This is a genomic window from Kocuria sp. UCD-OTCP, assembly GCF_000349605.1.
GTDB classification, from domain to species: domain Bacteria; phylum Actinomycetota; class Actinomycetes; order Actinomycetales; family Micrococcaceae; genus Kocuria; species Kocuria rosea.
Map to the genome: position 1 here is coordinate 79,790 of NZ_AOSQ01000010.1, position 19,153 is coordinate 98,942.

The 19,153-nt window shown below is 73.1% G+C and carries 15 protein-coding genes and 1 pseudogene; 2 read left to right on the forward strand and 14 right to left on the reverse strand.

The annotated features are described in order from the left end of the window. Window positions 1–37: 37 nt before the first annotated feature. Both H488_RS23125 and H488_RS23130 read right to left on the reverse strand, forming a co-directional pair. Window positions 38–742 carry a potassium channel family protein gene (locus H488_RS23125; protein ID WP_017832488.1) on the reverse strand — a complete coding sequence of 235 codons (705 nt, stop codon included), beginning with the start codon at window positions 740–742 and terminating at the stop codon, window positions 38–40. Between the two features lie 74 nt (window positions 743–816). Continuing rightward, window positions 817–2,262 (reverse strand): TrkH family potassium uptake protein, encoded by a 1,446-nt coding sequence (locus tag H488_RS23130; protein WP_081615709.1) that lies wholly within the window; start codon window positions 2,260–2,262, stop codon window positions 817–819. Between the two features lie 124 nt (window positions 2,263–2,386). Between H488_RS23130 and H488_RS23135 the strand changes: the two genes are divergently transcribed. Continuing rightward, window positions 2,387–3,799 carry a TrkH family potassium uptake protein gene (locus H488_RS23135; protein WP_017832490.1) on the forward strand — a complete coding sequence of 471 codons (1,413 nt, stop codon included), beginning with the start codon at window positions 2,387–2,389 and terminating at the stop codon, window positions 3,797–3,799. Then, window positions 3,792–4,460 carry a potassium channel family protein gene (locus H488_RS23140; protein WP_017832491.1) on the forward strand — a complete coding sequence of 223 codons (669 nt, stop codon included), beginning with the start codon at window positions 3,792–3,794 and terminating at the stop codon, window positions 4,458–4,460. The genes H488_RS23135 and H488_RS23140 overlap by 8 nt, the downstream gene beginning before the upstream one ends. Before the next feature lie 24 nt (window positions 4,461–4,484). Here the strand turns inward: H488_RS23140 and proC are convergent, their stop codons facing one another. The 12 genes and pseudogenes from proC to H488_RS23190 form a co-directional block, all read right to left on the reverse strand. After that, a complete protein-coding gene (proC, locus tag H488_RS0118035) occupies window positions 4,485–5,321 on the reverse strand; it encodes a pyrroline-5-carboxylate reductase (RefSeq protein ID WP_031282523.1) in 837 nt (278 codons plus the stop codon). A 216-nt stretch (window positions 5,322–5,537) separates the two neighbouring features. Next, window positions 5,538–6,296: pseudogene (locus H488_RS0118040) on the reverse strand (sugar phosphate isomerase/epimerase family protein); the annotation flags it as partial. Further along, window positions 6,293–7,270, reverse strand: coding sequence for a Ppx/GppA phosphatase family protein (locus H488_RS23145; RefSeq protein WP_017832493.1), 978 nt, complete (start codon window positions 7,268–7,270; stop codon window positions 6,293–6,295). The gene H488_RS23145 and the pseudogene H488_RS0118040, both read right to left, overlap by 4 nt. A gap of 50 nt (window positions 7,271–7,320) precedes the next feature. Beyond that, entirely contained in the window at window positions 7,321–10,167 is a 2,847-nt protein-coding gene (gene topA / locus H488_RS23150; RefSeq protein ID WP_017832494.1) for a type I DNA topoisomerase, read from the reverse strand. A 199-nt stretch (window positions 10,168–10,366) separates the two neighbouring features. Continuing rightward, a complete protein-coding gene (locus tag H488_RS23155; protein WP_017832495.1) occupies window positions 10,367–10,804 on the reverse strand; it encodes a pyridoxamine 5'-phosphate oxidase family protein in 438 nt (145 codons plus the stop codon). A gap of 60 nt (window positions 10,805–10,864) precedes the next feature. Beyond that, window positions 10,865–12,523, reverse strand: a complete 1,659-nt coding sequence (locus H488_RS23160) for a DUF7059 domain-containing protein (RefSeq protein ID WP_051063726.1) — start codon at window positions 12,521–12,523, stop codon at window positions 10,865–10,867. Then, window positions 12,520–13,488, reverse strand: a complete 969-nt coding sequence (gene trhO, locus H488_RS23165) for an oxygen-dependent tRNA uridine(34) hydroxylase TrhO (protein ID WP_017832497.1) — start codon at window positions 13,486–13,488, stop codon at window positions 12,520–12,522. The genes H488_RS23160 and trhO overlap by 4 nt, the downstream gene beginning before the upstream one ends. 56 nt (window positions 13,489–13,544) lie before the next feature. Continuing rightward, window positions 13,545–13,997, reverse strand: coding sequence for a pyridoxamine 5'-phosphate oxidase family protein (locus tag H488_RS23170; protein WP_232035265.1), 453 nt, complete (start codon window positions 13,995–13,997; stop codon window positions 13,545–13,547). Between the two features lie 135 nt (window positions 13,998–14,132). Further along, on the reverse strand, window positions 14,133–15,530 hold the full coding sequence (locus H488_RS23175) for an MFS transporter (protein ID WP_017832499.1): 1,398 nt from the start codon (window positions 15,528–15,530) through the stop codon (window positions 14,133–14,135). Window positions 15,531–15,812: 282 nt separating this feature from the next. After that, window positions 15,813–17,072 carry a galactokinase gene (galK, locus tag H488_RS23180; protein WP_017832500.1) on the reverse strand — a complete coding sequence of 420 codons (1,260 nt, stop codon included), beginning with the start codon at window positions 17,070–17,072 and terminating at the stop codon, window positions 15,813–15,815. Further along, entirely contained in the window at window positions 17,069–18,211 is a 1,143-nt protein-coding gene (galT, locus tag H488_RS23185; RefSeq protein ID WP_017832501.1) for a galactose-1-phosphate uridylyltransferase, read from the reverse strand. Before galT ends, galK begins: the two co-directional genes overlap by 4 nt. Continuing rightward, the gene (locus tag H488_RS23190; RefSeq protein WP_017832502.1) at window positions 18,208–18,993 is read right to left on the reverse strand and encodes a DeoR/GlpR family DNA-binding transcription regulator; all 786 of its coding nucleotides are present in this window, start codon (window positions 18,991–18,993) and stop codon (window positions 18,208–18,210) included. Before H488_RS23190 ends, galT begins: the two co-directional genes overlap by 4 nt. Window positions 18,994–19,153 lie beyond the last annotated feature (160 nt).

Here is a 19,153-nt window from a genome sequence, read left to right on the forward strand (position 1 = left end):
CGTGGCGCCGGCGCCCTTTGTGTCACCCCGGCGCGGCTCAGTCGAGGTCGCTGAAGGCCTCGACCGCACGGGTGGGTCCCGTCACGAGGATCTGGTCGTTCTCGTAGAGGACCGTGCCGGGCTCGGTGGCCTCCCACCCCTGGCCCAGGCGGCGGACCGCGACGATCGAGACCCCGTGGGTGCGCCGGATGCTGAGGGTGTCCAGCGGCCGCTGCTGGACGGCCTCCGGGGCCGGGCAGCGGATGAGGGCGAATCCCTCGTCGATCGTCACGAAGTCGAGGACCCGGCCCTGGATCAGGTGGGCGGAGCGCACGCCCATGTCGTGCTCGGGGCTGATGACGTGGTGGACCCCGAGCTGCTCGAGGATCTCGGCGTGGGGTGTGGTGATGGCCTTCGCCCAGATCTCGGGGTGGGCGAACTTCAGCAGCCGGGAGGCGACCAGGATGCTGGCCTGGACGTCGGAGCCGATGCCGACCACCACCTTGTCGAACTCGTCGACGCCGAGCTGGCGCAGCACCTGTTCCTGGGTGGCGTCGGCGCGCACCACGGTGGTCAGCTGCCCGTTGAGCTCCTGGACGACGTCCTCGTCGACGTCGATGCCCAGCACCTCCGCGCCGTTGCGCATCAGCTCGAGGGCCAGGGCGGCGCCGAAGCGGCCCAGGCCGATCACGGCCACCGTGCCCGGTGGCCGGCGGCGGCCGGAGTGGTGGTACGGGGCGGTGCCGGGGCGGGAGGGGAACATGTGGGGACCTCCAAGAGGTGTCGGGGTGGGCCGCAGGGCCCCGTGGGGTGGTGTGCCGGGCGAGCGCGGTGGACTCAGCCGATCAGCGGGCGTTCCTTGGGCAGTTCGTACAGGGCCTTCCGGGGACGGGCCGCCATGGCGGTGGCCACGGTGATGGGCCCCAGCCGGCCCAGGAACATCAGGGCGATGAGCACCCCCTGGCCCGCCGGCGAGAGATCCGCGGTGATGCCCGTGGACAGGCCCACGGTGGCGAACGCGGAGATCGTCTCGAACAGGATCCGGTCCAGGCCGATGTCCTCGTGCAGCAGCATCAGCGCCATCGTGGCGGTGGTCACCGCACCCAGCGCCAGGACGACCACCGTGATCGCCTGGCGCTGCACCGACCGGGACAGGCGCTTGCCGAGGACGTGCACGGCCGTTCCCCCGGTGATCTCGGTCCAGGCGATGAAGCCGAGGACGGCGACGGTGGTGACCTTCAGCCCGCCGGCCGTCCCGGCGGGGCCGCCGCCGATGAGCATCAGGAGGTCCAGCCCCAGCCAGGACACCGGGTGCATCGCCGAGATGTCGATGCTGTTGAACCCGGCCGTGCGGGCGATGGTGGACTGGAAGAACCCGGCCATCAGCTTCTCGTCGGCCCGCATCGGCCCGAGGGTGGCGGGGTTGGACCACTCCACCGCGCACAGGAACACCGTGCCGGCGCCGAGCAGGACCACGGTGGCGAACAGCACGATCCGGGTGTTCATGCTCCACCGCCGGGGCCGGCGCCACTCCCGGCGCAGCTGGTAGAGCACCGGGAACCCCAGCCCGCCCAGGACCACGGCGACGACGATCGGCAGGTTGACCCAGGGGTCGGCGGCGAAGTCCATGATCGACAGGGTGTACAGGGCGAAGCCGGCGTTGTTGAACGCCGAGACCGCGTGGAACACGCCGTGCCACACCGCCTGCCCCGGTCCGTACCCGTAGCCGGCGAAGAAGCGCAGGGCGAGCGCCGCGGCCACGACCGTCTCGATCAGCAGCGTGGTGGCGAGGATGCGCAGCAGCACCCGGCGCATGTCCCCGTAGCCGGGGTTCTTCGTCTCGGTCGAGCTCATGATCCGGGCCGTCAGGCCCAGCCGGCGGGCCAGGAGGATCCCGAGCACGGTGGCGAAGGACATCACCCCGAACCCGCCGATCTGGATCAGGGCCAGGATCACCGCCTGCCCGAACGGCGTCCAGTAGGTCGGCGTGTCCACCACGACCAGCCCGGTCACGCAGATCGCCGAGGTCGCGGTGAAGAACGCCTCCATGAACGACGCCCCGCCGGGGCCCGACCTCGCGACCGGGAGCATCAGCAGGACGGTGCCGACGGCCAGGGCGGTCGCGAACGCACCGATGATCAGCTGCGCCGTGCGCGCCGCGGTCACCTCCCGCGGATCGGTGCTCCGCCGTTGTCCCGGCCGACGACCGTGGGGGGAGCGGATCCCGTGCCGTCGGGTCAGTCGACGGACCCGGGCGCGCAGCAGGGCCTCTTCCAGGGGCATGGGCGACAACCTACACCCGCGGCTGCCCGCCGCGGACGGGCTCGGGTGGAATACTGTCTCGGGTCGAGGCGAACGCCGCGGCCGCCGCCCCGCCCGGGCGGTCAGGACACCAGGAGGAGAGCCCGTGAGCCACCTGCAGCGCGCGCCCTGGGCCCGTCCGGAGGAGCGCGGCCGGTTCTGGCTGCTCACCTCGCTGCGCGACCTCGTGGACCGGATCGCGGCGGGCTCCCCCGCCCGTCTCGCCGTCATCTCCTTCGCCGCGGTCGTGTCCGTGTTCTCCTTCCTGCTGTGGCTGCCCGTGGCCTCGGCCCCCGGCGTCGTGACACCGGTCGAGGACGCCGTGTTCACGGCCACCTCCGCGGTCACCGTGACGGGCCTGACCACGGTGTCGACGGCGGCCAACTGGTCGTTCTTCGGCCAGTTCGTGATCCTGGTCGCGATGCAGATCGGCGGTCTGGGCACCCTCACCATGACCTCGATCCTGGCCCTGGCCATCGGTCGCAAGCTCGGCCTGAAGTCCCGGCTGATCACCCAGGAGGCCCTGAACATCGGGCGCCTGGGCGAGGTCGGCTCGCTCCTGCAGATCATCGTGCTGATGTCCGTGACGATCGAGGCGATCCTGGCCACGGTGCTGACGATCGGCTTCCTGGTGGTCGGAGAGCCGTTCCTCACGGCGCTCTGGCACGGGGTGTTCTACGCGGTCTCCGCGTTCAACAACGGGGGGTTCACCCCGCACTCGGACGGCCTCGTCCCGTACACGGACGCGGTGCTGATCCTCCTGCCGATCGCCCTGGGCGTCCTCCTGGGCTCCCTCGGCTTCCCCGTGGTCCTCGTGCTGCGGCAGACCGGGCTGCGCTTCTCGCGGTGGAACCTCAACACGAAGCTGGTGATCGTGACCACCACGATCCTGCTGTTCGTGGGGTGGGCCCTGTTCCTGGCCTTCGAGTGGTCCAATCCGGACACCCTGCGGGACCGGCCCGTGCACGAGAAGATCTTCGAGGGCTTCTTCCACTCCGTCATGGTCCGCTCCGGGGGCTTCAACCTCGTGGACATGAACAGCCTGGAGCCGGTGACCCTGCTGATGACCGACGCGCTGATGTTCGCGGGCGGCGGCCCGGCCTCCGTGGCCGGCGGCATCAAGGTCACCACCCTCGCCGTGGTCTTCCTGGCGATCCTGGCCGAGGCCCGGGGCGACCGGTCCGTGATCGCGTTCTACCGGACCATCCCCGAGGACGCCCTCCGCATCGCGATCTCGGTGATCATGATGGGGGCGACCGTCGTCCTGGTGGGCTGCGGGATCCTCCTGGAGATCTCCGAGGAGCCGCTGGACCGGGTCCTGTTCGAGGTGATCTCCGCGTACGCGACGTGCGGTCTCAGCGTGGGGCTCTCCGGCGAGCTGCCCCCCGCCGGCAAGTACGTCCTGGCCCTGATCATGCTCATCGGGCGCATCGGCACGACCACCGTGGCCGCCGCCCTGGCGCTGCGCTCACGCCGGCGCCTCTACCGGTACCCCGAGGAAAGGCCCATCATTGGCTGACCGTTCGTCCCACAGCGTCCCCGTCCTGGTGATCGGCCTCGGCCGCTTCGGCACCGCCACCGCGCTCCAGCTCGCCCGCCAGGGCCGGGAGGTCCTGGGCGTGGAGCGGGACGCCCAGCTGGTCCAGAAGCTCTCCGGGCAGCTCACCCACGTGGTCGAGGCCGAGGCCACGGACATCGACGCCCTGCGCCAGCTGGGGGCGGCCGAGTTCGACTCCGCCGTGGTGGGCGTCGGCACGTCCATCGAGTCGAGCGTGCTCATCACGGCGAACCTCGTGGACCTCGGCGTGAGCCGGATCTGGGCGAAGGCCATCACGCCCTCGCACGGCAAGATCCTCTCCCGCATCGGGGCGCACCACGTGATCTTCCCCGAGGCGGACGCCGGGCGGCGCACCGCGCACCTGGTCTCGGGCCGGCTGCTGGACTACATCGAGTTCGACGACGACTTCGCGATCGTCAAGATGTATCCGCCGCGGGAGGTGCAGGGCTTCACGCTGGGCGACTCCAACGTCCGCTCCAAGTACGGCGTGACCGTGGTGGGCGTGAAGTCCCCGGGCGAGGACTTCACGTACGCCCGCCCCGACACCAAGGTCACCTCCCGCGACCTGCTGATCGTCTCGGGGCACGTGGACCTGCTCGAGCGCTTCGCGGCCCGCCCCTGACCCGGGGACCGGCCGGTCCGCGGCTCAGTCGCCGCTGAACTCGCGCGTGAGCTCCGCGGAGCGGTCCGCCGAGGCGCGGGCCGCGGAGGCCACGAGAGCCTCGAAGCCGTTGTCCTGGAAGGTCGTGATGGCCCGGTCCGTGGTGCCCTTGGGGCTGGTGACCGCCTTGCGCAGCGCCGCGGGGTCGGCCTCCGCCGGGCGCAGCAGCTCCCCGGCGCCGGAGACGGTCTCCTTCGCGAGGACCCGCGCGACGTCCGCCGGCAGCCCCATCCGCTCCCCCGCCTGCTGCATGGCCTCGGCCAGCAGGAACACGTAGGCGGGCCCGGAGCCCGAGACGCCGGTCACGGCGTCCACCTGCTCCTCGGGGACCTCGACCACGGTGCCCACGGCCTCGAGCACCTGGCGCACGGCCTCCGTCTGCTCGGGGCCGGTGGCGGCCCCCGGGGTCACCGAGACCACCCCGCGGCCCACGCTGGAGGGTGTGTTCGGCATCGTGCGCACGACCGGCTGGCCGGCGGGGAGGGCGCGCTCGAGGGCGCCGACGGAGATCCCCGCCGCTACCGAGGCCACGACCGTGCCGGGGCGCAGGGCGGGGGCGATCTCGCGGGCGAGGTCGAGGATGCCGACGGGCTTGACGCCGAGCAGCACGACGTCCGCCTCACGGGCGGCCCGCCGGTTGGCCTCGGGATCGTCCCCGGTGACGTAGGGCCGCACGCCCGTCTCGTCCTCGAGCCGGCGAGCGCTCTCCGCGGAGCGGACGGTGGCCCGGACCTGCTCGACGGGCACGCCGGAGGCCAGCACCCCCCGCAGGATGGATCCGTTCATGGAGCCGCAGCCCAGGAAGGCGAGCACAGGGGTCATGGTCGGTGAGGTCCTCTCATCGGTGGGATCGGAACGGTGGAATCGGAACGGTGGGAACGGGACGGTGGGAACGGCGCCGGCAGGCCGGCGGGCCGGGTGCGCCCGGGCCTCAGCCCCGGCTGCCGTCCGCGCCCTCCGTGCCGTCGGGGCCGCCGGCGCTCGGGGCGCCGTCGGAGCGGCTCGTGTGCCTTTTCGAANTTCGAAAAGCCACTGGGTGCGCTCGTCGGCGTTCTTCGAGCGGCGGGTCGAGACCTCGACCCCGATGATGCCCTGCCACCGGGTGGAGGCGAGGAACTCGAGGGACTCGGCCACCGGCTGCACCCCGTGGCCGGGCAGCAGGTGCTCGTCCGCCGTGGTCTCCCCCGACCCGTCGGTCAGGTGGACGTGGCCCAGCCGGGGGCCCAGTTCCCGGATGGCGGCCAGGGAGTCCATCCGGGCGGTGGCGGCGTGCGAGAAGTCCCACGTCACCCAGTCGTAGTCCAGGCCCAGCGGGCTGTAGTGCGGGGCGTAGACCACGGTGTCGCGGCCGCGGACCCGCCAGGGGTACATGTTCTCCACGGAGATCTTCACGCCGGTGGCCTGGGAGACCACCCGCACCCCCTCCACGAAGTTCGCGGCGTACCGGCGCTGCCACCGGAAGGGCGGGTGGACCACGACGACCTCCGCGCCCACCTGCTCGGTGAGCGCGGCCGCCATCTGGATCTTGGTCCACGACTTGCCCCACACCTGCTGGGTCAGCAGCAGGGTCGGGGCGTGGATGGTCGAGATGGGGAGCTGGTGGCGCTGCACGAGGTCCTGCAGCTGGTGGGTGAGCTGGCTCATCCGCTCGTGCGTGACGAGCACCTCCACGCTGTCGTAGCCCAGCTCCACGGCCGCCTCGAAGGTCTCCGGCACCCCGAGCGGATAGAGGGAGCTGGTGGACAGCGCCACGTGCGGACGGTACGGCTCCGGGGCGGCGCCCTGCTGCTCGCTCATGCCGCACCCACCAGGTGCCGGGGGTCCACGGTGCGGACGTCGGAGTGGCTGCTCAGCTGGTCCAGGCGGCGCAGGATCAGTCCCTCGCGGAGCGCCCACGGGCAGATCCGGATCGACTCGACGCCGTAGGCGTCCATCGCCGACTCCGCCACCACGGCGCCGGCGAGGATCTGCCGGGCCCGTGCGGCGGAGACCCCCGGCAGCTCGGCGCGCTCCTCCGGGGACATGGCCTCCATCCGGCGGGTCCACAGCCGCAGGTCCTCGAGGTGGAGGGTGCGGGGCACGTACGGGCCCATCTCGTACGGCGCCGCGCCGCAGATCCGGGCCAGGGAGCGGAACGTCTTGGAGGTGCCGGCCACGCAGGTGGGCGCCCCGGCCGCGCGGACCCGGTCGACCGCGGGCCGGAGCTCCTGGCGCACGTGCTTGCGCAGGGCCTTCATCTCCTTCGGGGTCGCGACGTCCCCGGCGACGAAGGTGCGGGTGAGCCGCCCCGCGCCGAGCGGCACCGAGGTCGCCACGGTGGGCAGCGCGTTGTCCCCCAGGGCCATCTCGAAGGACCCGCCGCCGATGTCGAGGTCGAGAACGGTCCCCGCGCCCCAGCCGAACCAGCGGCGCACCGCGAAGAACGTCACGGCCGCCTCCTGGTCCCCGGCCAGCTCCGTGAGGGTCACGCCGGAGCGGGACTGCACGTGGTCCAGCACCTGCGCCCCGTTGCCGGCCTCGCGGATCGCGGAGGTCGCGAAGGCGAGGAAGTCCTCGGCCCGGTTGTCCACGGCGAAGTCGCGGGCCTCGACCACGAACGCGGTGAGGGCGTCCCGGCCGGCGTCGGAGATGTTGCCGTCGGCGTCGAGGTACTGCACCAGCCGCAGGGCGAGCTTGTGGGACGCGTACGGCTCGGGCCGGGAGCCCGGGTAGACGTCCAGCAGGAGGAGGTGGACGGTGTTCGACCCCACGTCGAGGACTCCGAGACGCATGCCGTGGTGCTCCTTCGAGTTCCGTGTCCGTCCCGCGCGTGCGGAGCGGATCAGCCCTTGGACCCGGCGCGGGCGGGCTTGGCCGCCGCGGGCTTCTTGGCCGTGCTCTTCTTCGCCGTGCTGCTCCTGGCCGTCGTCCCCTTGGTCGTCGTCCCCTTGGCCGTGGACCGGGCCGTCTTCTTCGGAGCGGGGCCCTGGGCGCGCTTCTCCGCGAGCAGCTGGCTGGCGCGCGCCGGCGTGATCTGCTCCACGGTCTCGCCGCGCGGGACCGTCACGTTGGTCTCGCCGTCGGTGATGTAGGGGCCGAAGCGCCCGTCCTTGATGACCATGGGCCGTTCCGTGATCTGGTCGGTGCCGAGGTCCGCGAGCGGAGGCTTGGCGGCGCCGCGGCCGCGCTGCTTGGGCTGGGCGTAGATCGCCAGGGCCTCGTCGAGGGTGACCGTGAACAGCTGCTCCTCGGACTGCAGGGAGCGCGAGTCGCCGCCCTTCTTCAGGTAGGGGCCGAAGCGGCCGTTCTGCACCGTGATCTCGTTGCCCTCGGCGTCCGTGCCCAGCGTGCGCGGCAGGGACAGGATCTTGAGCGCGTCCTCGAGGGTCACGTCCTGCAGCGTCATCGTGGAGAGCAGGGAGCCCGTGCGGGGCTTCTCCTTGACCGGCTTCTTCGGGGGCTTGGGCTTGCCGTTCTTGTAGTACTCGACGGGCTGGGCCGCGAGCTCCTCGGCGGTGGGCTCGGGGATCACCTCGGTGACGTAGGGCCCGTAGCGGCCGTCCTTGGCCACGATGGCGCGCCCGGTCACGGGGTCGCGGCCGAGCTCCCGGCCGTCGGCCTTGCCCGTCTCGATGAGCTCGCGCGCCTTGTCGGGCGTGAGCTCGTCGGGGGCGAGGTCCTCCGGCACGTTGGCCCGGATCGGGTCGGTGATCTCCCCGGTCTCCGGGTCGACGGCGCCGGCCACCTCCAGGTAGGGGCCGAACTTGCCGACCCGCAGGGTGATGTCCTCGGTCACGGGGATGGAGTTCACGGCGCGGGCGTCGATCTCGCCGAGGTCGTCGACGATGGGCTTGAGCCCGTTCTCGTGGCCCTGGGAGCCGAAGTAGAAGTCCTGCAGCCAGTCGGTGCTGTCCTCCTCGCCGCGGGCGATCCGGTCGAGGCCCTCCTCCATCTCCGCCGTGAAGTCGTAGTCCACGTAGTCGGAGAAGTGCTCCTCGAGCAGGCGCACCACGGAGAACGCGGTCCACGAGGGGATGAGCGCGGAGCCCCGCACGCGGACGTAGCCGCGGTCCATGATCGTGGAGATGGTCGCCGCGTAGGTCGAGGGCCGGCCGATGCCGAGCTCGTCGAGGACCTTCACGAGGGACGCCTCGGTGTAGCGCGGCGGCGGCGAGGTGCGGTGCCCGTCCGCCTCGACCTCGGTGGCGTCCAGGCGGTCGCCCTCGGCCATCCGCGGGAGCCGCTTGTCGCCGTCCTTGGCGCCGTCCTTGTCCGTGGCGGGGTCCTCGTCCCGGCCCTCCTCGTAGGCGGCCAGGAAGCCGCGGAACGTGATGACGGTGCCGGACGCGGAGAACTCGGCGTCCCGGCCGGCGGAGGACGTCGCCCCGAGCCGGACGGTCGCCGTCGACCCCTTGGCATCGGCCATCTGGGAGGCCACGGTGCGCTTCCAGATCAGCTCGTAGAGCCGGAACGCGTCCGCGGAGAGCTCGCCGCGGACCTGGTTCGGGGCGCGGAAGGAGTCCCCCGCGGGGCGCACGGCCTCGTGCGCCTCCTGCGCGTTCTTCGACTTGGAGCTGTAGAGCCGCGGGGAGCCGGGCACGAAGTCGGCGCCGTAGAGCTCCGTGGCCTGGCGCCGGGCGGCCGTGACCGCCTGGTCGGACAGCGCCACGGAGTCGGTGCGCATGTAGGTGATGTAGCCGTTCTCGTACAGCTTCTGCGCCACCTGCATGGTGGTGCGGGAGGTGAAGCGCAGCTTGCGCGCCGCCTCCTGCTGCAGCGTGGAGGTGGTGAACGGGGCGGCCGGGCGGCGTGTGTAGGGCTTGGTCTCCAGCGACCGGACCGTGAACGCCGCGTCCTCGAGACCGGCGGCCAGTTCGCGGGCGGCCTGCTCGTCCAGGTGCGCGAGCTTGTCCGCGGCGCCCTTGAGCACTCCGTCGTCGCCGAAGTCGCGGCCGCCCGCCACCCGCTTGCCGTCCACGGAGGAGAGCCGGGCGCTGAAGGCGGTGCCGGCGTCCTCGCCGTCGGTGCGCGCGAACGTCCCGCTGAGGTCCCAGTAGTCGGCGGGCACGAACGCCATGCGCTTGCGCTCCCGCTCCACGACCAGGCGGGTGGCCACGGACTGCACGCGCCCGGCGGACAGGCCCGAGGCGATCTTGCGCCACAGCACCGGGGAGATCTCGTAGCCGTAGAGCCGGTCGAGGATGCGCCGGGTCTCCTGCGCGTCGACCAGGTCCTGGTCGAGCTCGCGCAGCTCCCCGAAGGCCCGCTCGATGGCCTCGCGGGTGATCTCGGAGAAGGTCAGCCGGTAGACGGGGATCTTGGGCTTGAGCACCTCCAGGAGGTGCCACGCGATGGCCTCCCCCTCGCGGTCGCCGTCGGTGGCGAGGTAGAGGGCGTCCGCGTCCTTGAGCTTGCGCCGGAGCTCGGTGACCTTCTTCTTCTTGTCCGGGTTCACCACGTAGTACGGCTCGAAGCCGTGCTCCACGTCCACCGCGAACTTGCCGTAGGGACCCTTCTTGAGCTCCGCCGGCAGCTCCGAGGGCTGCGGGAGGTCGCGGATGTGCCCCATCGAGGACTCGACCTCGTAGGCGTCGCCGAGGTACCCGGCGATGGTCTTGACCTTGGAGGGGGACTCCACGATGAGCAGGCTCTTGCCCGTTCCCGGGCTCTGGGTGGCCTTCGTTGGCACGGTACTCCTTGCTGCGGTCCGCGGTGCCGCGGGCCGCGGCGCTGCTGGACGTCGGGTCGAACGGGCGGGCGTCGGCCCGCCGTTGCGCTCCACCATAACGCCTCACCGCCGTCAACCCCCGCGCGGCGGGGACCCGGAGGACATCGGCGTCCCCGGGCGGGCCGCGCGGGCCGCCCGGCCCGGGCGGCCCGGACCGGTCTCAGGAGGGGTAGCGCTCGGGCTCGTCGCCGATCGTGAACTCGCGGCCCGTGGCGTGCTCCACGTCGATGACCACGAAGTTGTACTTCAGCGTGGGCGCCCACGGCCTGAGCGGCAGCTCCTCCGCGGCGTCGATCTCGGCGCGCGTCTCGAGCCGGCGGGCCCGGCCGTGGACCACCACGGAGCGCACGACGTGCTCCTCCGAGACCTCGTCGATCTCGAACGCCACCTGGTCGTTGACGATGAGGCTCGAGAGCTTGGAGCCCTGGGCCGTGCGGAAGTACAGCTTGCGCTGGTGGACCACGTAGTTCACCGGGAAGATGTCCACGAGACCGGCGGCCTCGACGGCCAGCCGGCCGAAGGGGTGCTGCTCGAGGAGCTGCCAGACGGTGTCCTTGTCGAGGGTCTTGATGGGGTTCAGGTTGTCTCCGATGCTCATGCTCCCATCCTCCCACCCCCACGGTCGCGGCGCCGCCTGCTCATCCGCCCACAACGTCGCTCAGGCGGCGGACGGCACCGGCTCGTGCGGCACGAGGAAGCCGTCGAGCACGAGGTACCGGACCTCCTCGGTCAGCCGCTGCCGCTCCTCGCCCGCCCAGTCCAGCAGGGCGGCGAGCGCCCCGAGGATCTGCCGGGCGCTCAGCTCGCCGTCGCAGGCCCCGGCGAAGCCCGCGGCCTCGCTCGAGAGCACCACGGTCCGGCGCAGCCCGGCCCCCTGCCGGAGCAGGATCACGCCGGGGTGCTCCGCGCCGGGACGCTGGTGGCGCTCCTCGGTGACGTCCTCGGCGGCCACGAGGTGGGCGTCCAGCCAGTCCTGGGGGTGCGCGGCGAGCCAGTCGGCCCGTTCCCACGTGGCGGCGAGCGCGGGGGCGAGCGGCTGCTGGACCGGGTGGGGGACGTGCTCGAAGCGGCGGAGCGCGCCTCCTGGCCGGGCCCGGGACGGGCGGCGGAGGCGGATCATCCCGAAGCCCACGGCCTCGACGCTGCGGGCGGCGAAGTCGTCGAGATAGGCGCGGTAGGCGCGTTCGTAGTGCTCGAGGTCGCGGGACTCCGCCGCGTCCCGCAGCCACGTCTCGGCGTACTCCTCCGGGCCGGCCAGCTCCCGCTGGACGAACCAGGCGTCGACGCCCTCGGGCACCCACTGCTCGGGCCGCTGCGCCCAGCGCTCGGCGGCCGGCCGCGCGTCCCCGGGCGGCGGGGCGAGGACCTCCCAGTTGCCGAGCAGGTGGGCGATGGCCCCGGGGGCCATGACCCCGGGCAGCCCCCGCACCAGGTCGGCCACGATCCGGTCCCCCGGCAGACCGCCGTCCCGGTAGGTGTAGCGGTCGAGAGGGGTCTCTCCGGCGGGGCGCGGGGTGATGACGAACGGCGGGTTGGACACCACGAGGTCGAACTGCTCACCGCGCACGGGCTCCAGGAGGGATCCCGCCCGCAGGCTCACGCGGTCCTCGAGCCGGTCGGGGTCGATCCCGAGCGCCTGCGCGTTGAGCAGCAGGTTGAACCGGGTGAAGCCCAGGGCCCGGTCCGAGACGTCGGTGGCGGTCACGTGCCCCGCGTGCGCGAGCAGGTGGAACGTCTGGATGCCGCACCCGGTCCCCAGGTCCAGCGCCCGCTCCACCCGGCGGCGGTCGGTCGTCTGGGCCAGCGTCAGGGAGGCCTGGCCGATGCCCAGCACGTGGTCGCGGCGCAGCACGCCGGGGCGCTGGGACTCCCCCAGGTCGCTCGCCACGTACAGCTCCGTCCCGTCGTCGGAGGCGTGGGGGCGCAGGTCCACGGTGGAGCGCAGCCCGCCCTCCGTCTCCTCGGCGAGGCCCAGGCCCACGAGCTGCTCCGGGCGCACCGGGGCGGGCGCGAGCGTCTCCGCGGGGACGGTGCGGCCGAGCAGGAAGAGCGAGACGACCCCGGCGAGGCCCCGGTCCGGGTGCCCGGGCGTGCGGAGGGCCGGCTCGAGGACCCGCAGGGCGGGCACCGCCTGGTCCCGTGCGAGCGCGTCCATGGCGGCCTCCCCCAGCAGCTCCGCCACGCGGTCGTGGGTGAAGCCCGTCCGGCGGAGGGCGTCGTGCAGCTCGGCCGGCGCCCGCGGGTCGTCGGAGACGGGGGTCCCCGGGACCCGGGAGAAGGCCGGTGCCGCCGAGGGGCCGGGGGCGGCGGGGCTCATGCGGCGCCCGTCGGCACGGGCACGGGTGCGGGGGCGGGTGCGACGGCGACCGGGGCGCCGTCGCCGGCCCCCGGTGCCGTGGCGGTGCCGCACCCGGCCGGGCAGGTGAGCCGCGGCCGCTCCTCGAGGCAGGCCGGGCACGCGAGCACGAGGGCGCGGCAGGTGCCGTCCGCGCAGTTGACGAAGCGGTTCGCGGGGCCGGCGCACCGGTCGCAGCGCCCGATCGTGACCGCGGCCGGGGTGAACCGCACGTGCATGCGCCGGTCGAAGACGTACAGGGACCCCTCCCACAGCCCACGGTCCCCGCGCTCGCGGCCGTACTCGGCGATGCCGCCGTCGAGCTGGTAGACCTCCTGGAAGCCGCGGTTGCGCATCAGTGCGGAGAGCACCTCGCACCGGATCCCGCCGGTGCAGTAGGTGACCACGGGCCGGGTCTTGAGGTGGTCGTACTTCCCGGAGTCCAGCTCGGCCACGAAGTCGCGGGTGTGCGCCACGTCCGGGACCACGGCCCCGCGGAAGCGCCCGATCCGGGCCTCGTGGGCGTTGCGCCCGTCGAAGAACACGACGTCCTCGCCGCGGCGGGCCACGAGCTCGTCCACGGCGTCGGGCGCCAGGCGGGTGCCGCCGCCGACCACGCCGTGCTCGTCGACCGCGAGCTCGCCGGGCGCGCCGAAGGACACGAGCTCGTCCCGGACCTTGACCGACAGCCGCGGGAAGTCCTCGGCCGAGCCGTCCGACCACTTGAACACCGTGTCCCGGAGACCGGGGTGGGAGCGGGTGGTGCGGGCGTACTGCTTGAGCGCCCCGACCTCACCGCCCACGGTGGCGTTGAGCCCGTGCGGGGAGACGATGATCCGCCCGCGCAGGCCCAGCCCCTCGCACAGGGCGCGCTGCCAGAGCATCACGGCCGTGGGGTCGGGGAGCGGGGTGAAGACGTAGTGCAGGACGATCCGGTGCTGTGCCACGGGTCCAGGCTACAAGCGCGGCGGGGCGTCCGGCGCCGAGCGGTCCGGGCGCCGGGTCAGTGGCCCAGGTGGAACACGCGGCCGGTGACCTTCGTGGGGGCCACCTCCACGTACTCGAGCTTGGTGGTCCCGACCCACGGCCGCAGCGGCAGCTCGTCCACCCGGTCGGTCTCCTCCGGGTCGGTCAGCTGGCGGGCCGTGCCGCGCACGATCACGGACCAGGCCTCCCCGCCCTGTGCCTGGTCGACCTGCACGGCGACGTGCTCGTTGAGCACCAGGTGCAGCAGCTTGGTGCCCTTGGCGGTGCGGAAGTAGATCTTCCCGTCGTCGGCCACGAGGTTGATGGGGGTGATCTCGATCTCGTCGCCGTCCATGGTGGCGATCCGGCCGAAGCGTGCGCTGTAGAGGTGCTCCCAGCACTGCTCCGGGGTCAGCTCCGTGACCGGCGGCCGGTGCGCCCGGGCCTCCTTGTCGGGATTGTGCCCGGAGATGTTCATGGGGTTGCTCATGCGGTCATTCTGGCACGGGGCCTCCGCGGGCGTGACCCGTGTCATGTTCGTGACCGGAACCCGGTCCGGGACGGGCGGACGCCCCGGCCGGGTGACCGGCCGGGGCGTCCGCCCTCGTCAGCGCTTCCGCAGCGTTCAGCGGCTGGAGGCGGTGCCCGCCCCCTGCAGCCGCTCCAGCTCGGCCGCCTCGGTGCGGGTGGTGTGCAGGTCGTCGATCTGGCCCAGGGTCCTGTCCTTGGTCTCCTTGGCCGTCAGGGCGGCGGCCACGGCGACCAGGCAGGCGCCGGTGACGAACCCCGCCACGCCCAGCCAGTTGTCCCCCTCGGCCCCGGCCAGGGAGCTGGCCAGGACGGGGGCGAAGCCGCCGGAGATCGCGAAGCCGATCTGGGTGCCCAGGGCCAGCCCCGTCACGCGCACCCGGGTGGGGAACATCTCCGCGTAGAAGGAGGGCCAGATGCCGTTGGACATGGAGTAGAAGAAGCCGGACATGACGGCGCCGAGGAGGAAGATCAGCGTCCAGTTCCCGGCGTGGACGGCGGCCAGGTAGGGATACATCACCGCGGCCGCGCCGGCCGCCCCGGCGATGAACACCGGCTTGCGCCCGACCCGGTCGGCGACCGTGGCCGCCACGGGGATCACGAGCAGGGCCACGGCGTTGGCGATGACGGAGACCCAGAGCATGGTCGAGCGGTCCAGGCCCACCACGGAGGTGGCGAACGACAGCGACCACACCAGGAAGACCACGTTGACGGTGTTGATCATCGCGGCCGCGGCCACGCGCAGCACCGCGGTCTTGTGGTGCTTGAACATCAGGGCCAGAGGGGTGGCCGGCTTCTCGCCGGGCAGCACGGCCCGGGCCTGCTCGAAGGCGGGCGGCTCCTCCAGGTGGCGGCGGATCAGATAGGCCACGACCACCACGACGGCGGAGAGCCAGAACGGGACCCGCCAGCCCCAGCTGAACAGCTGCTCCTCGGTGAGCACGAGCGTGAAGGGGATGAAGACGGCGGTGGCGAGGAGGGTGCCGAACTGGGTGCCCTGCAGCGTCCAGCTCGTGGTGAAGGCCCGCCGGTGCTCCTCGGAGTGCTCCAGCGAGACCGAGATCGCGCTGGCCTGCTCGCCGGAGGCCGACAGCCCCTGGATGACGCGGCAGGTCACGAGCAGGGCCGGGGCCAGCAGCCCGGCCTGGTCGTAGGTCGGCAGGCAGCCGACGGCGAACGTGCCGGCACCCATCATGAAGAGGGTCAGCATCAGCACGAACTTGCGCCCGAACCGGTCTCCGAGGGGGCCCATGATGAGGGCCCCCAGGGGCCGGACGACATAGGCGACGCCCACGGTGCCCATCGACAGCAGGATCGCCACCCCGGGGGACGTGTCGGCCGGGAAGAACAGGTGGTTGAGCACCAGGGCGGCGGCCGTCCCGTAGACGGCGAAGTCGTAGTACTCCAGGGCGGAGCCGATCCAGCTGGCCAGGGCCGCCTTCTTCGGGGTCTTGCCGTGGGTCGCGGCCGCGGCCGGTGGAGGAGCGTTGTGCATGGGAGGTCCTTCGCTGAGGGCACCCCGGACGGCGGGGGCAGGGACGTGAGCGGAGCTGGAGAGAGGTGCACCGGCGGGTGGACGGGTTCGCGAGGAGCCCGGCCGGCCGGACCGTTGCCATATGCTGGCAACTGTGTTTATATCTTGAACACAAGGATGATCCAGATCACACTGCACGTCAAGAGTGCGCCCTGCGATGACGCCGGCCCCGGGCCCAGTGGGCCCGGGGCCGAGGAGCAGTGGCGCGGTGCCACCGACGTCGTCCTGCGAAGGATCCGCGCCTCACCGCACCCGGCCGGCACCCTCCCCCGGCACGACGACGAAGACGTCCGGCGCCCGGTGACCCCGGTCCGCGAAGGCCTCGGCGACCGCGTTCCCGACCTGCTCCGCCCGCGCCGCGGGCACGAGGGCGATCGCGGAGCCGCCGAAGCCCCCGCCGGTCATCCGCGCGCCGGCGGCCCCGGCGGCCAGGGCCGCGTCGACGGCGAGGTCGAGCTCGGGGCAGGAGATCTCGTAGTCGTCCCGCATCGAGGCGTGGGAGGCGACCAGCAGCTCCCCGATGCCCCGGACGTCCCCGGCCCGCAGCCGCCGGACCGTCTCCAGGACCCGGCGGTTCTCGCTGAGCACGTGCCGGACCCGGCGGGCGGTCTCCTCGTCCAGTCCGCTCAGGTCGGTCCCGTCCGGGACGTCGCGCAGGGAGACCGCTCCGAGGGCGGCGGCCCCGCGCTCGCAGGAGGCGCGCCGGGCGGCGTAGCCGCCGTCGGCGTGGGAGTGGGCGACCTTCGTGTCGACCACCAGGACGGCGAGCCCGTGCCGGGCCACCGGCAGCGGCACGAGCTCGGCCTCCTGGGTGCGGCAGTCCAGGAACAGCGCCGCGCCGGCCCGGCCGCGCAGGGAGGCCGACTGGTCCATGATCCCGGTCGGGGCGCCGACGAACTCGTTCTCCGCCCGCTGCGTCAGCCGCGCCATCGCCGGCCGGTCCAGATCCAGTCCGAGCAGGTCGTTCAGGGCCACGATCGTGGCGACCTCCACGGCGTGCGAGGAGGACAGGCCCGCGCCCACGGGGACGGTCGAGTCCAGCAGCAGCTCGAACCCGGGCACCTCCACCCCGTCGAGGCCGGCGAGCACGTGCACCACGCCGGCCGGGTACGCCCCCCAGCCGCCGACCGCCCCGGGGGCGAGCCCGGGGATCCGGAACCGGGCCCGGGACAGCCCCCCGCCGTCGGGGGCGTACGTGGAGGCCAGGTCGACGACGTCGTGCCGGATCGCGTCCTCGCCCTGCCCGGTCCGCCGCCCCTGCTCCGCGTCCCGGCGCAGCCGGACGGCGACCATCGCCGAGCGGTCGATGGCGAAGGGCAGCACGAAGCCGTCGTTGTAGTCGGTGTGCTCCCCGATGAGGTTCACCCGTCCCGGGGCACGCCACACCCCGTCCGGGGCGTGGCCGTACACCTCGGTGAAGCGGCGGGAGAGCTCATCCGCCCGGGCGGCGTCGTCCTGGCCTGTCTGCCGAGCGGCCGGCTGGGGGGTGTGCTGTCCGGTCATCGTGCGGCCTCCCTCAGGCGTGCGGCGGTCTGCTCCGCGGTGACGTCGTTGATGAACGCCCCCATGGCGGCCTCGGAGCCGGCCAGGAACTTCAGCTTGTCCTCGGCCCGGCGCGGGCTGGTGAGCTGCAGGTGCAACCGGCCGGCCTCCCGGTCCGCCGCATTCACGGGGGTCTGGTGCCAGGCGGCGATGTAGGGGGTCGGCGTGTCGTAGAGCCGGTCCACCCGCTGCACCAGATCGCGGTAGAGGACCGCCAGCTCGTCCCGCTCCTGCCCCGTGAGCGCGGCGAGGTCCGGGACGCGGCGGTGCGGGACGAGGTGGACCTCCAGGGGCCAGCGCGCGGCGTAGGGCACGTAGGCGGAGAAGTGCTGCCCGGCCAGCACCATGCGGTCCCCGGCGGCGGTCTCGTCGGCCAGGACCTCGCCCATCAGGGTCCGCCCCGTGGCCTCGAGGTGCGCCCGGGAGCGGGCCGCGAGCCGGGCCGCGTGCGGGGCCGGATAGGGGTAGGCGTAGATCTGCCCGTGCGGGTGGTGCAGGGTCACCCCGATCTGCTCACCCCGGTTCTCGAACGGGAACACGTGCCGGACCCCGGCCATGGCCGAGAGCGCGTCGGTGCGCTGGGCCCAGGCCTCCACCACGGTGCGCGCCCGCTCGGAGGACAGGGACGCGAAGGAGCCCTGGTGCTCCGGGGTGAACACCACCACCTCGCACCGCCCCACGGCCGGGGACGGGACTCCCCACAGGGACCGCTCCCCCACCTGTCGCGGGTCCGGCAGCTCGGCCAGCTCCGGGCCCAGCGAGGGGAAGCGGTTCTCGAAGACGACGACGTCGAAGTCCTCCGCCGGGATCTCCGACTCGCGCCCACCCACGCTCGGGCACAGCGGGCACTGGTCGGCCGGGGGCAGGTAGGTGCGCGCCTGCCGATGGGCGGCCACCGCCACCCACTCCCCCGTCAGCCGGTCGAAGCGCACCTCACCGCCGCCGGAGCGGACGTCCAGGGGCCGGCGGTCCACCACGTGCTCCACGGGCGGGGTGCCGCGGTCGGAGAAGAACACGGCCTCCCGTCCGTCGGCGAGGTGGTGCGTCCGGTGCGCGATCAGCGGCGCGGCGGCGCGCTCGGCGGGGGCGGGAGAGGTCATCGGACGGGCTCCAGTCGCAGGTCGGGGACGTGCTGGCTCAGGGTCTCGCGGTCGGCGGCGCCCAGACCGTCGTCGGTCACGACGGTGTCGACCTCGTCGAGACCGGCGATGCGGTGGAGCCCGGACAGGCCCCACTTCGTGGAGTCGGCCAGCACCACGCTGCGGTCGCAGCGCTCCAGGAAGAGGCGGTTGATCTCGGCCTCCATCATGTTCGGAGTGGTCAGCCCGTCGCGCTCGGACAGCCCGTGCACGCCCAGGAAGGCCAGGTCCACGTGCAGGGTGCGCAGGGCCGCGGTGGCCAGCGGGCCCACCAGGGCGTCCGAGGGGGTGCGCACCCCGCCCAGCAGGACCACCGTCTGCCCCGTGGCGGGCGCGTCCTGGAGCACGTCCGCGATCCGCGGGGAGTTCGTCACCACCGTGATGTCGCTGACGCGGCGCAGGGCCCGGGCCAGCGCGAAGGTGGTGGTCCCGGAGTTCAGCGAGACGGACATGCCCGGTCGCACCATCGCCTCGGCGGCGGCGGCGATGGCCGCCTTCTCCGGCAGCTGCAGCTCGGACTTGTGCGTGAATCCGGGCTCGGCCGCGGAGGATCCCGCCGGCAGCTTCGCCCCGCCGTGGACCTTCTGCAGCTCCCCGTCCCGAGCCAGCCGGTCCAGGTCCCGGCGCACCGTCATGTCGGACACGCCCAGCTCGGCGACCAGGTCCGCGACCCGCACCGCACCGGAGGCGCGCACGCGGTCGAGGATCTCCCGCCGTCGGCGGTCGGGGAGCATCTCGGTCATCCGTTCTCCGGGTTCGTCGAGCCGTCCGTGCGGTGGAGTGCAGTGCGGCACGCGGACCGACGCCACCCTCGGGGTGTTGATTCGAACATATCACGCGTGTATTTATGTTGCTTCCGGTTCGGGCTCGGCGGTGTTGCCGGCGCACTCCGTCCGAGCAGAC

Bases quoted from the DNA above. Each gene is read 5' to 3' on its own strand.
- H488_RS23125 (WP_017832488.1), bottom strand. From the start codon at position 742: ATGTTCCCCTCCCGCCCCGGCACCGCCCCGTACCACCACTCCGGCCGC.
- H488_RS23130 (WP_081615709.1), bottom strand. From the start codon at position 2,262: ATGCCCCTGGAAGAGGCCCTGCTGCGCGCCCGGGTCCGTCGACTGACC.
- proC (WP_031282523.1), bottom strand. From the start codon at position 5,321: ATGACCCCTGTGCTCGCCTTCCTGGGCTGCGGCTCCATGAACGGATCC.
- H488_RS23145 (WP_017832493.1), bottom strand. From the start codon at position 7,270: ATGCGTCTCGGAGTCCTCGACGTGGGGTCGAACACCGTCCACCTCCTC.
- H488_RS23155 (WP_017832495.1), bottom strand. From the start codon at position 10,804: ATGAGCATCGGAGACAACCTGAACCCCATCAAGACCCTCGACAAGGAC.
- H488_RS23160 (WP_051063726.1), bottom strand. From the start codon at position 12,523: ATGAGCCCCGCCGCCCCCGGCCCCTCGGCGGCACCGGCCTTCTCCCGG.
- H488_RS23170 (WP_232035265.1), bottom strand. From the start codon at position 13,997: ATGAGCAACCCCATGAACATCTCCGGGCACAATCCCGACAAGGAGGCC.
- H488_RS23175 (WP_017832499.1), bottom strand. From the start codon at position 15,530: ATGCACAACGCTCCTCCACCGGCCGCGGCCGCGACCCACGGCAAGACC.
- galK (WP_017832500.1), bottom strand. From the start codon at position 17,072: ATGACCGGACAGCACACCCCCCAGCCGGCCGCTCGGCAGACAGGCCAG.
- galT (WP_017832501.1), bottom strand. From the start codon at position 18,211: ATGACCTCTCCCGCCCCCGCCGAGCGCGCCGCCGCGCCGCTGATCGCG.
- H488_RS23190 (WP_017832502.1), bottom strand. From the start codon at position 18,993: ATGACCGAGATGCTCCCCGACCGCCGACGGCGGGAGATCCTCGACCGC.